Below are 11647 nucleotides of genomic sequence, written 5' to 3'. Positions count from 1 at the left end.
TCAGGCGTTCCCAGCCGCTTGCCCCGAGCCGTCGGCCAACGGTTCGGTCCCTCTGGCCCTCTCGATTTTCGAGCAAAATCCGTGGGGACCTTCACAAAATCGGACGGAGTCGCCATGCGACTGGGGCGCGGTCCGGGACCGTCGAGCAGACCGGAGGACTCGGCATTCGGTATCATGACAACGGAAGGCAATGGCCAGGAGCCGGACGACGAAGCGGTAGGACGAGCATGCCAAAAATCCTGATCGTCGAGGACGAGGACAAGCTTCGCCGAGCGCTGCAACGCGGTCTGACGGACGAGGGTTATGAGGTCGTGGCGGTGGAAGACGGCGACATCGGCCTGGAATTCGCGACCGAGGAGCCGTTTGATTGCCTTATCCTGGATCTGATGCTTCCCGGACGCGATGGGATCCAGATCCTGAGCGATCTTCGCGCCCGCGGGTTCCCGACTCCGATTTTGATCCTCTCCGCGCGGGGGGCGCTCGAGGATCGGGTCCGCGGGCTCGACTTTGGCGCTGACGATTACCTTGTCAAACCCTTCGCCTGGTCGGAACTCCTCGCGCGGCTTCGCGCGTGCCTTCGCCGCAAGGCGACCGGTGAAGCAACCTTGCTGCGGGCCGGCCGGATCGACCTCGATCGCGTCCATCGCCGATTGATCTGCGGCACTCAACAGGTCGATCTGACCATCCGCGAATGCGAGCTTATGGAATACCTCATCCGTCGAGTCGACCAGGTCGTTAGCCGCGACCAACTCGCCCGAGAGGTCTGGCATGATCCGGGAGCCGTTCAGACGAATATTATTGATGTCTTTATTAACTATGTTCGCAAGAAATTGGATAAGGTGGGTTCACCGGGTGTGATCCAAACCATTCGCGGGGTCGGTTACGTACTTCGGGATTGAATCATGGCTCCAGCGAGCATTCGCATCCGCCTCACGACCTGGTATGGCACCCTACTGATGGTGACCATCGCCGGATTGGGAATCGCGATCTACATCCTCATGGCGCAGTCGCTCTTGAAACGCGTCGATGCCATGCTCGACTTCGAATTCGAGGAGGCGGCGGAGCGGTTGACCGCGGGCCAACCGGCCGAGGGGTTGACCAGTGCGCCCGCCGCTTTCCACGAATCCTACCTCTTGCGCATCCTGGCGTCTGACGGGCGGATCCTGGCCCAGAGCCCCAGCCTGCACGGGAAGGCCATTCCCGTCCCACGCGTGGAGAGCGGCGACCCCCCCACAAGCCATCTCAGCACAAGACTTGGAGCCCTGGGGCCATGCCGGGTGGTGACGGGCAACATCGGTTCGGATGCAGGGCACCGCATCGTCCAGATCGCCACTCCGCTCGACTCGTATGAAGGGGAGCTCAAAGAGTTACGTGTCGTCCTGTGGACGATCTTGCCCGCGGGATTAGTCGTCGCCACGATCGGCGGCTATTGGTTGGCGGGCCGGGTCCTCGCTCCGGTCGGGCGCATGACCGAAGCGGCGCGGCGGATCTCGGCCGCGAACCTCGGCGAACGCATCGAGGTGGCCACCCCGGGCGACGAACTGGGCCGGCTGGCGATCACCCTGAACGCGATGCTGGATCGGATCGACCGGGCGTTCGTCGCGACCCGCCGATTCACGGCCGACGCGGCCCACGAGTTGAAGACTCCGCTGGCGTCGATCCGCGCGGAGGCGGAAGTCTCCTTGCTGTCCCGGCGCTCGCCCGACGATTACGAGGAGACCCTCCGAAGCATCGTCGAGGAGACGGAACGCCTCTCCAGGCTCACCGACCGGCTCCTGCTCCTCTCCTGCGAAGATTCCGGCGCTCGCCTTCCCCGGCAATTGATCTGGCTCGACGAAACCGTGCAGGCGGCCATCCACCATGCCGCCGAAGCGGCGTCGCATGCGCGGATTTCGCTCCGCGTGGAAACACTCACCTGCGTCGAAGTTGAGGGTGATCACGACATGCTTCGCCAGGTGTTCGACAACCTGATCGACAACGCCTTGAAGTACACTCCGGCTGGCGGGGTCGTGACCGTTCGCGGCCGGTGTGACAACGAGCACGCGATCGTCGAGGTCTGCGATACAGGGATCGGCATCCCCGAGGTTGCGCTGTCCCGCGTCTTCGACCGTTTCTACCGCGTCGACGCGTCCCGGAGCCGGCGCACAGGGGGAACGGGCCTGGGGCTGAGCATCGCGAAGGCCGTGGTCGAGCGCCACGGTGGGACCGCCGAGGCGACGAGCATTTTGGGGCAAGGCAGCACGTTCCGGATCCTCTTGCCAAAATTCAGAAGCAATGATAAATAGCAAATAATGGTCTGTTTGTTTTTGGACGCGGAGGTCGACTCTCGCGGCGATGGTCATTGAACGCGGGCGACCGTTAGAAAGAACTAATCAAACTACTCGTCCCCTGGGGCCCTCCGGCGGTTAGTCTTGACCGCCGATGACCCACTTGCCGTGGGGCCGACGTGGAGAAACCGCGCGGTCACGCAGCCTTCACCGGCAAATCGATCGCCTCGATCGATTGGAGGATGAGAACATGCTTTACGATCCCCGCAGGGGCTTTCGCTCGCGTTCGGGCTTCACACTGATCGAGCTGTTGGTGGTGATCGCCATCATCGCCGTGCTGATCGGGCTGCTGCTGCCGGCGGTTCAGGCGGCCCGTGAAGCGGCGCGGCGGGCTCAGTGCACGAACAACCTGAAGCAGGTTGGGCTGGCCTTGCACAACTACCTGTCCACGAACAACACGTTCCCCCCCGTCGTGGTTCTGCCGCGCGACCGGACGACCCAGCCCTGGTCGGGCTTGACTCGTCTGCTGCCGCATCTCGAGCAGTCGAACCTCTATAACGCCGTCAACTGGAACCGGGACTTCGAGTTCACGACGAACGCCACGCTCGCGGCCACGAAAGTCGCGGCGTTCATCTGCCCGAGCGAGGTCAACGACCGGGCACGGCCGACCCCCACCCTGACCTACTACCCGAGTAACTACTGCTTTAATCAGGGGACCTGGTTCGTCTACGATCCCCCCACCGACCAGGTTGGCGACGGAGCCTTCGCGCCCAATCGAGCGTTCGGTCCCGCTGCGATCAGTGACGGCTTGAGCAATACGCTGGGCATGTCCGAGGCGAAGGCGTACCAGCCGAACTACTGGGACAGTAGCAACCCGTCGACGTTGGGCGTCGCCCCGCCTCTCAACCCCGCCGGGCTCGTCCCGTATATTGGCGGCACCTTCGACAGCAACGGGCACACGGAATGGGTCGAGGGCGACGTCCACGAGGTCGGATTCACGACCACGTTCACTCCGAACACACGGGTGACGACGATGGTCGGCGGCCAGCCGACCGACGTCGACCTCATCTCGATGCGCGATGGTGAATCGATCACGCTGCCCACCTACGCCGCCATCACGGCTCGTAGTTTTCACGCAGGCGGCGTGTCGACGATGATGCTGGATGGCTCGGTCCGGTTCTCCAAGAACACGATCAACCTCCAGGTCTGGCGGGGCTTGAGCACGCGGGCTGGCGGCGAGGCGATCAGCGCGGACGCTTTCTGATCGAGGTGACCATGACGATGCAAGGCAAGCGATGGTTGGGGCTGGCCCGCGTCTCCCTGGCCCTGATCGCCCTGTTCGCAGGCGGGTGCGGGCAGACGGGAAGTACGAGCGATGGCGATGCGCAAGCGGTCGCCACCCAGTTCCTCGATGAACTGCGGGCCGGCCGGCTGGAACCCGCCTGGCAAGGCACCTCAGTCGAATTCAAGTCGCTGATGGGGGCCGGGAGCCTGCGGGACTACGTGAAGCGACACCCCGCGCTCAAAGCCAACGCCGAGTACTCCGAGTCCCGGTCGATCGACCGAGGCGGCCCCGCCTTGACCGAATGCCTATTCCACGCAACGACACGCGTTCGCGGTAAATCCGTGCCCGCGACGATCAAAGTCATCCTCGCCTCCGGAGCTGAAGGCTGGAAGGTGGAGCAACTCATCGTCGAATGATGGGCCGTTTGTTGGGAGCCCGGTGGGGGCCGCGCGCACGGTCCGTCCGGCTGCTCCACCGGGCTCTCGCCAGGCGGGCGGCCCTTATGGACCCTCGGCCGCTGGCGAGGGTTCGGAGCGTATTCCCTGCCCATTGACCGCGATCACTTGATATCGGGATTTGATTCCGGCTTTCGCCGCTGGGTCAACGAACCGCATCGCCGGCAGGGGGACTTCGGGCGTGTCGTGATAAGACATGACCTGAAAGAGCGGCCGGCCGAACCGGCCAATCCTTTTCTCCGGCACTCGGCCGATCTCCTGGCCGTCTCGCTGGATGATGAACGCCTCGATTCCGCTTTCCAGGTCGGCCGTGGCGTCCCAGCTGATGGCGGTGCCTCCGTTGGGCGTCTCGGCGCTCTTGAGGTCGAAGGGGGCGGAAGGGGGCGTGGCGTCGCCCACGGTTCCGGTCTTGACGTACTCCATCCAGGCTTTCGCAATGCGCTCGTTGGGCAGCCAGTTGGCCGCTTCCGGATCGTCGCGGTATTCGGCCGCCGGCACGGCCGTGTCGCCCAGGCAGGGGGCGAGCCAGCCCTGAGTCAACTGAAACGGTTTGAGGGTTTTGACCCTTGACCCCTTGTCCGGCAGACGGGCGGCCAGGCAGGCGTCGAAGAACGGGATCGCGAGGTAGCGTGAGTCGCCGCACTCGTGCTTCGTGCGCGGGTCGGGGGCGAAGGCGATGGGCGCACCTTGCTCGCGATAGGCTCTGAACGTGCTGAGCGTGCCGGTCCAGGCGTCGTCGAAGCGTTTGTCGGCGTTTTCCTTGGTCCCCGGGTTGCACATGACGGGGACCTCGTAAACGGCCTTGGGGATCGCTGGTTTCGGGAGGTCGTCTTTCTCCCAGGCCCCGAGGGCCGATCCCGAGCGGAGCCAGACCCCGACGACGCGCTCGGGGTCGGAGATCTGCATCAGGCTGGCCCAGATGGCTCCCCCCGAATGGCCCCACAAGCACCAGGGGACGGTGGCCAGTTCGGCGTGCCCCGACGACTCGGCGAGCTCGTCCAGGGCCTGGAGGAACCGGTCACGCGAACCGAGGCGCGGGTCGCACCAGCGTGGGCATCTCTGATCGTCGGACTGGCGGTACGAAGGGCCCAGCAAGGCGCAGTCCCACTTCTTCGCGAGCGCCTGCCAGTGGAGGTCGTCGGCGGCCGTTCGCCCCCCCAGGGAGGCTCGTCGGCCGCAGCCGTGCTGGTGGATGATCAGGCCGCGCAGGCGTGTCACGCCATCGGGGATCCAGACCCGGTAGGTCACCCCGACGACCAACTCGCCCGGCTTGTCGGAGGGAGGGTATTGGACCTTGAAGACTTGCCCGGCACCGATCGCCGGCCGAGTCCAGGGCATTGTGATCAGCAAGACAAGAAGGATCAGCGATCGATTCTTGATGGCGACCATCGAGCTCTCCAAGCTTTACTCGCCCCGGCCGTTCGCCGCCTTCGCGGCTTGACGACGGTGGATGGGGGGCCGTTCGCTCTCCCCAACCCAGTCAAACACAGTACCTTTGAGGGCGTTTCAGAGGAAGCGAAGGTTGAGCAGGAATCCTCTCGAATGATCAGGCCGGATTGGGAACGGACGGAGTCGACGCTTCCGGGGCGGGACCGATCACCTTGTCGGCAGTTCGGGGCCACCATTCGAGTCGGACGTCATCCCCTTTGACCGTGACGAACGGACAAGGCGCTTGCTCGGTCCAAGTTCCGCTGTTGAGGTAGCGGATGCCGTCCAGTTCGGTCATGCCCGGGAGATGGGTGTGGCCACAGGTCACGTACCGGTATCCCTGGCTTCGAGCATAGTCGATCGCCCCGTCCCGGACCCTCGGGCCGTTGCGCTGGGAACGCTTGGAGATCCGCCGGATCCAACGCGAGGCGCGATGGGGCATCCATTTCTGGATGTAGTAGAAGACTCCACAGGCCAACTCCGTCAGCATGACGTAGTTGGTCACGAAGGTATCGAACTGATCGCCGTGCAGGATCAGAAGCTCGATCTGGTGGTTCCGGTAAACGTACTCGTCGAGGATCTCGACCCCGACGATATGGCTGACGATATCGGCGGGGCCGTCGTGGTTGCCTCGGACCCAAACCAGGCGGAAGTCATCGCGGTCGGAGTTTCGGCGGATGATCTTCAAGCAGGCGAACTGACGCTTGGTGAGTCTCGTGAAGTTCAGGTCATCGAAGATATCACCGTTGATGACGAGTTCGCGCGTTTGATGAACCCCCCACTCCAGGAACTCCTCCAGGAGTTTTGCCTGGCAGACGTTGCTGCCCAGATGCAGGTCGCTGATGACCAGGCAGTCGTAAAGCGGCTCCGCTTTGACCAATTCATCAGACTGAAGCTCACTCATATCCACAGGCCCATACGAATCAGGTGGCCACCCCGGCCCTCTGGGCCGGAACGTCCTCATTCTACCAGGCCGAGGCGGGGAACACCCTCTCGGAATCCACCGGCCTCGGTTTGCCCAACATGGATTTCTCGGCTCGTGATGATGACTGGATTTTCTTGCGAAGATCGCGTGAATGGTTGATTTTCTGGGTTGTCTCATTGGGACGGCAATCGACCCACTCGGGTTCCCAGACGGGGGGCCCTCCCGTTGCGGCTGGTCAATGGGAGGTGGGGGCATCTGGTGGAACAGAGCCAGTCGTCGGCGGTTGCTTCTTTCTCGGGAATCGGACCGTTACAATCGGCCAGTCGCGTCGATGAGCATCAAGTTTCAAGCGAGAAACCGAGGCCCGAGATGTCGAATCGAAGGACGTTCCTCAAGCAAGGCGGAGCCGGGGTCGTCGGGGCCGCGGCACTCGAATGGGCCGGGACGACGTCTGCCGCGGACGTAGACGCGTCCTTGAAGGTCGGGCTCATCGGCTGCGGCGGCCGTGGATTGGGGCTGCTCAAGGATTTTGCCTCGTTGAAAGGGGTCGAGATCGCTTATGTCTGCGATCCCGACCGCCTTCGCGCAGGGGCGGCGAGTGCGGGTGCCAAGCTCGTGGGACAATCCACGCCCAAAGTGGTCGATGACTTCCGGCGCGTGCTCGAAGACAAGGCGGTCGACGCGGTCATCGTGGCGACCCCCGACCACTGGCACGCGCCCGCGGCGATCCTCGCGTGCGACGCGGGAAAGCATGTCTACGTCGAGAAGCCGTGTAGCCACAACTTCCGCGAAGGCCAGTTGCTGGTCGAGGCCGCCAAGCGGAGCGGCCGGGTCGTCCAGCACGGCACGCAGAGCCGGAGCGACGGCTTCGTCACCCACGCGATCAAGCTGTTACACGACGGCCTGATCGGGGACGTCCTGGTCGCCAAGGCGATTAACGTCCAGCGCAGGGCCAACATCGGCCACGCCTCGCCCGGTACCCACCCTCCGAATCTCGACTACGACCTCTGGGTCGGCCCTGCCCCGTTCGTCCCCTATCAGTCGAACCGGAGCCACTATACCTGGCACTGGTGGTACGACTTCGGCACCGGCGACATGGGCAATGACGGCGTCCACGAACTCGATATCGCCCGCTGGGGACTCGGAGTCGACACTCATCCCTCGACGGTCGCCTCGGTCGGGGGCAAGTACGTCTTCGACGATGACCAGCAGTTTCCCGACACCCAGTACGTGCTCTTCGAATACCCAGGAGACGCTAAGCCGGGCCACCGTCGCCAGCTCGTCTTCGAGATGCGGATCTGGTCCGCCTATCAGCCGGAAGGATTTGAAAATGGCAACATTTTCTATGGTACTGACGGCTGGATGATCTTGAGCAAGAACGGGACCATGAAGGTGTTCGACCGGAAAGGCAAGCCCGTGCCGATCGAAACCGCGCCATCGAAGCGGCCCGGTCACCAGCAAGAATTCGTTAACGCCATTCGCGAGGGGCGGCGGCCCACCGCGGAGATCGGCCTTGGGTTCCTCTCGGCGGCGCTCTGCCACCTGGGCAACATCTCGACCCGGGTCGGGCGGACCCTCCACGTCGACCCTGCTTCCGAACAGATCGTCGGCGACGACGAGGCCGCCCGGCTCCTCCGTCGTTCCTATCGCGAAGGCCACTGGGCCACGCCCCGGGGAGTCTGAACGGCTCACGCGGCTTGCGAACCTCATGTCCGGGGGCCGCCGTGTTTTACCCAGAGCCATCTGAAGGATCTTGCCGGCTTGGTGTTTTGAATGCCAGAAGCGTTGTAGGGATTTTTGAATATGCCAGGACGACGATTTGGCCAACCAGGCAGACGCTTTGCAATCGCTGCCTTCGTGCTTGTGATTCACGCCGGATTTCTCGGATGGGCACCCGCTTGGGGAGAGGGGCCAGGGAAGCCCTGGACCGACTTCCGCAACATCCAGACCGGGCGGCCGATCCCTGACGAAGGCTACTGCGACCAGCCCTACGTCGTGCTCACCGACGACGGTCATTGGCTCTGTGTCATGACCACCGGTCAGGGGGTTGAGGGGCAACCAGGGCAGCACGTCGTCTCGGTCCGGAGCGCGGACCGCGGTCAGAACTGGTCAGCGCTCGTCCCGATCGAGCCCGCCGATGGTCCCGAGGCCTCCTGGGCCATGCCGTTGAAGGTCCCCGGCGGTCGCATCTACGTTTTCTATACCTACAACGCCGACAACCTCCGGGTCGTCCCCGGAGGCAATTCGCCCGGCACCAACCGCCGCGTCGACACGCTCGGGAAGTATGTCTACAAATATTCTGATGACCATGGAAAGAGCTGGTCGCCGGAACGGTTCGAGATTCCGATGCGGCGGATGCGGATCGATCGCGAGAACAATGACCTGGGCAAGACCCTCTTATTTTGGGGAGTGGGCAAGCCGATCATTGCTGGCGACGCGGCCTACTTCGGCTTTGCCAAGGTGGGCAAGTGGGGATCGCCAGGGACGATGGTCCTCTCGCAAGGGGCGTTCATGAAGAGTGGAAACATCCTCTCGGAGCGTTCGCCGGCGAAGATCCAGTGGGAGTTGCTGCCCGACGGTGACGAGGGCTTGCGGGCGCCGAAGGGACCGGTGTCCGATGAGGCGAACCCAGTGGCGCTTTCCGATGGGTCGTTGTTCGCGACCTATCGGACGATCGACGGTTATCCGTGTCAGGCCTACAGCAGGGATGGCGGGCACACCTGGACCCCGACCGCCTATGCGACCTACGGGCCGGGAGGTCGGCGAATCAAGCATCCTCGCGCAGCGAATTTCGTGAGGAAGTTCGCCAACGGCAAGTTCCTCTACTGGTTCCACAACCACGGCGGCGAACCGGTTCATGCCGGCCCCTGGGACCCCTACAAGGGCCGCAACCCCGCCTGGGTCCTGGGAGGTGTCGAGAAGGACGGGCTGATCCACTGGTCGGAACCCGAGATCCTGCTCTACGACGACGATCCAGTCACCCGGGTGAGCTATCCGGATTTCATCGAAGACGGCGGCAAGTATTTCGTGACCGAGACCCAGAAAACGGTCGCCCGCGTCCACGAGATCGACCCGACCTTGCTGGAAGGGGTCTGGAATCAAGGCGAACGCAAGCAGGTCGCTCGATTGGGCCTCGCCGTGGACCTCTCGGGTGATCCGATTGCCGCGAAAACCGAGGTCGACGTCCCTCGGCTTCCCGACCTGAGCCAACGCCGCGGATTCTCGGTCGATTTTTGGGTTCGATTCGACGAACTGACCGCGGGACAGACGATTCTCGACACCCGCGACGGCGCTGGGAAGGGCGTTCGGCTGACCATGTCCGAAAGCTCGGCGCTCCGCCTGACCTTGCACGACGGCGGCCGGGAAGCGTCGTGGGAGAGCGACCCGGGCACCGGCCCGGGGACGCTCAAGGTCGGAACCTGGCAGCATGTCGCCGTCGTGGTCGATGGAGGTCCGAAGATCATCACCTTCGTGGTCGATGGCATCCTGAACGATGGAGGCGCCCTGCGCGAATATGGCTGGGGCCGGTTTCCTCAGGAGTTGGGCGACGTCAACGGCGCTGTGCGAGTCGCGCTCGCTCCGAAACTACTGGGCCAACTCCGGGCATTCCGCATCTACGATCGGGCCTTGCGGACTTCGGAGGCCGTGGGCAACAGCCGGGTCCGACCATGAGCGACCAAGCCAACGAGCGTGACGCCGCCTTCTTGGCCACTGGCCTGGATCAGACAACGGTCCCCACCCGGGTTCGCTCCGTGGTTCTGATGCTTGCCGTCTGCCTCGCCGGGATCACGTACCTCGACCGGGTCTGCATCTCGCTGACGGCCCCGTACATGATGCGTGATCTGGGGCTGAGTGAAGTCCAGATGAGCCTGGTTTTCAGCGCCTTTGTGCTCTCGTACGCCATCTTCGAGATCCCGACCGGATGGTGGGGGGACCGCATTGGCCCGCGCCGGGTGCTCACCAGGATCGTGATCTGGTGGTCCGGTTTCACCATCGCGACCGCCGCGGCCTTCAACTATTCTTCGCTCATGGTCATCCGTTTCCTCTTCGGTGCGGGGGAAGCGGGGGCCTGGCCCAACTCGGCCAAGGCGATCTCCCGCTGGTTTCCCACCGCCGAGCGAGGCACGGCGCAAGGGATCTTCTTCATGGGCGCGCACCTTGGCGGCGGGCTGACGCCATTGCTCGTCACGGCGCTCCTGGGAATCATGCCCTGGCGGTCGATCTTCCTCCTCTTCGGCCTGATCGGCTTTGTCTGGGCCGCGGTCTGGTGGTCCTGGTTTCGTGATGAACCGGCCGAGCACTCCGCCGTGAATCAGGCCGAGCGCGACCTCATCATGACCGGACGGGCGGCCGAGGACGAGCATCGTCTCACTGACGTACCGTGGGGGCTCCTGGTCACGAACCGGAGTCTGCTGGCCCTTTGCTTGATGTACTTTACCCAGACCTATGGCTTCTACTACTACATCACCTGGCTCCCGAAGTATCTTCGAGAAGATCGCGGGTTCTCGGGCATGCAACTCGGGTTTTTCGCGGGCCTGCCTCTGCTCCTGAGTGTCCTGGCCGACCTGTTCGGCGGACTGACCACCGACTGGGCCACGCGCCGGTTCGGCCTGCGGATTGGCCGCTGCGCGGTGGGGGGCGGCTCGCTCTGCGTCGCGGGCTTGGCCGTGCTCGCCGGCTCGGGCGTCGCGAATCCCTGGAGGGCCGCGATCCTGATCTCACTGGGGGGGGCGATGGCCAATTTTCTGCTCGGGGCCGCCTGGAGCGTCTGCCTTGATATCTCGGGCAGGCATGCCGGGGTGGTGACCGCCTGCATGAACACGGCGGGCCAGGTCGGCGGCGTGCTCAGCCCGATCGTCGCCGTCTATGCCCCCGGCTGGTTCGCGAGCCGATCCTCACCCCTCTGGATCGTCGCCGGCCTCTATCTCCTCGGCGCTCTCTGCTGGTTCTTCGTCGATCCGCGCCGAAGACTCTTTGACGATCGCAAGCTTTAACGAAGGCGAGCGGGGAGCGTCAGCCCCCTGACTTCGGAGCTCTCTGACGGTGAGCGAATCCTGCGGACCTTCGGGATCTCTCGCGAGGTGGTTATCGGCTTCGCCTGTTTTGAGTTACAATGCCCGCGGTTCGATCCAGACGTCCTCCCCGGCGGTTGGCCTGTTGGCCGAAGGATCGGAGTCTCCGGCGAGTCGTCCCTCGATGAATCGTGCGGCGGAACCATGCACACCTTCCTGTTTCTTACGACGTGCCATGGCTGACCGCCCGGGTTCGCGCGGACGCTTTTTTTTCG

General features: G+C 63.9%; 9 protein-coding genes. 7 read left to right on the top strand and 2 right to left on the bottom strand.

Going from position 1 to position 11647, the window contains the following annotated elements:
• Positions 1-227: 227 nt before the first annotated feature.
• The 4 genes from V5E97_RS01070 to V5E97_RS01055 all read left to right on the top strand — a co-directional run bounded on the left by V5E97_RS01070 (position 228) and on the right by V5E97_RS01055 (position 3968).
• Positions 228-899, top strand: a complete 672-nt coding sequence (locus V5E97_RS01070) for a response regulator transcription factor (RefSeq protein WP_406697422.1) — start codon at positions 228-230, stop codon at positions 897-899.
• Between the two features lie 3 nt (positions 900-902).
• Complete coding sequence (locus V5E97_RS01065; protein ID WP_406697421.1) at positions 903-2285, top strand: sensor histidine kinase; 1383 nt, start codon at positions 903-905, stop codon at positions 2283-2285.
• A 232-nt stretch (positions 2286-2517) separates the two neighbouring features.
• Positions 2518-3531 (top strand): DUF1559 family PulG-like putative transporter, encoded by a 1014-nt coding sequence (locus V5E97_RS01060; RefSeq protein WP_406697420.1) that lies wholly within the window; start codon positions 2518-2520, stop codon positions 3529-3531.
• Positions 3532-3542: 11 nt separating this feature from the next.
• A complete protein-coding gene (locus tag V5E97_RS01055; RefSeq protein WP_406697419.1) occupies positions 3543-3968 on the top strand; it encodes a hypothetical protein in 426 nt (141 codons plus the stop codon).
• 84 nt (positions 3969-4052) lie between these two features.
• Here the strand turns inward: V5E97_RS01055 and V5E97_RS01050 are convergent, their stop codons facing one another.
• Both V5E97_RS01050 and V5E97_RS01045 read right to left on the bottom strand, forming a co-directional pair.
• On the bottom strand, positions 4053-5396 hold the full coding sequence (locus tag V5E97_RS01050; RefSeq protein ID WP_406697418.1) for an alpha/beta hydrolase family protein: 1344 nt from the start codon (positions 5394-5396) through the stop codon (positions 4053-4055).
• A gap of 157 nt (positions 5397-5553) precedes the next feature.
• The gene (locus V5E97_RS01045) at positions 5554-6339 is read right to left on the bottom strand and encodes a UDP-2,3-diacylglucosamine diphosphatase (RefSeq protein WP_406697417.1); all 786 of its coding nucleotides are present in this window, start codon (positions 6337-6339) and stop codon (positions 5554-5556) included.
• 390 nt (positions 6340-6729) lie between these two features.
• Here V5E97_RS01045 and V5E97_RS01040 point away from each other — a divergent pair, with 390 nt between their 5' ends.
• The 3 genes from V5E97_RS01040 (at position 6730) to V5E97_RS01030 (ending at position 11354) form a co-directional block, all read left to right on the top strand.
• Complete coding sequence (locus V5E97_RS01040; protein WP_406697416.1) at positions 6730-8043, top strand: Gfo/Idh/MocA family protein; 1314 nt, start codon at positions 6730-6732, stop codon at positions 8041-8043.
• 120 nt (positions 8044-8163) lie between these two features.
• A complete protein-coding gene (locus V5E97_RS01035; protein ID WP_406697415.1) occupies positions 8164-10032 on the top strand; it encodes a LamG-like jellyroll fold domain-containing protein in 1869 nt (622 codons plus the stop codon).
• On the top strand, positions 10029-11354 hold the full coding sequence (locus V5E97_RS01030) for an MFS transporter (RefSeq protein ID WP_406697414.1): 1326 nt from the start codon (positions 10029-10031) through the stop codon (positions 11352-11354). Before V5E97_RS01035 ends, V5E97_RS01030 begins: the two co-directional genes overlap by 4 nt.
• The last annotated feature ends 293 nt before the right edge of the window (positions 11355-11647 follow it).

This window comes from Singulisphaera photorubra, assembly GCF_045290345.1.
Taxonomy (GTDB): domain Bacteria; phylum Planctomycetota; class Planctomycetia; order Isosphaerales; family Isosphaeraceae; genus Singulisphaera.
Note: the sequence above shows the minus strand (reverse complement) of the source record. Positions and strands in the feature narration are given on the sequence as shown.

What these genes read in the sequence shown, in the direction of transcription:
- V5E97_RS01070 (WP_406697422.1), top strand. Translation starts at nt 228, where the DNA reads ATGCCAAAAATCCTGATCGTCGAGGACGAGGACAAGCTTCGCCGAGCG.
- V5E97_RS01065 (WP_406697421.1), top strand. Translation starts at nt 903, where the DNA reads ATGGCTCCAGCGAGCATTCGCATCCGCCTCACGACCTGGTATGGCACC.
- V5E97_RS01060 (WP_406697420.1), top strand. Translation starts at nt 2,518, where the DNA reads ATGCTTTACGATCCCCGCAGGGGCTTTCGCTCGCGTTCGGGCTTCACA.
- V5E97_RS01055 (WP_406697419.1), top strand. Translation starts at nt 3,543, where the DNA reads ATGACGATGCAAGGCAAGCGATGGTTGGGGCTGGCCCGCGTCTCCCTG.
- V5E97_RS01050 (WP_406697418.1), bottom strand. Translation starts at nt 5,396, where the DNA reads ATGGTCGCCATCAAGAATCGATCGCTGATCCTTCTTGTCTTGCTGATC.
- V5E97_RS01045 (WP_406697417.1), bottom strand. Translation starts at nt 6,339, where the DNA reads ATGAGTGAGCTTCAGTCTGATGAATTGGTCAAAGCGGAGCCGCTTTAC.
- V5E97_RS01040 (WP_406697416.1), top strand. Translation starts at nt 6,730, where the DNA reads ATGTCGAATCGAAGGACGTTCCTCAAGCAAGGCGGAGCCGGGGTCGTC.
- V5E97_RS01035 (WP_406697415.1), top strand. Translation starts at nt 8,164, where the DNA reads ATGCCAGGACGACGATTTGGCCAACCAGGCAGACGCTTTGCAATCGCT.
- V5E97_RS01030 (WP_406697414.1), top strand. Translation starts at nt 10,029, where the DNA reads ATGAGCGACCAAGCCAACGAGCGTGACGCCGCCTTCTTGGCCACTGGC.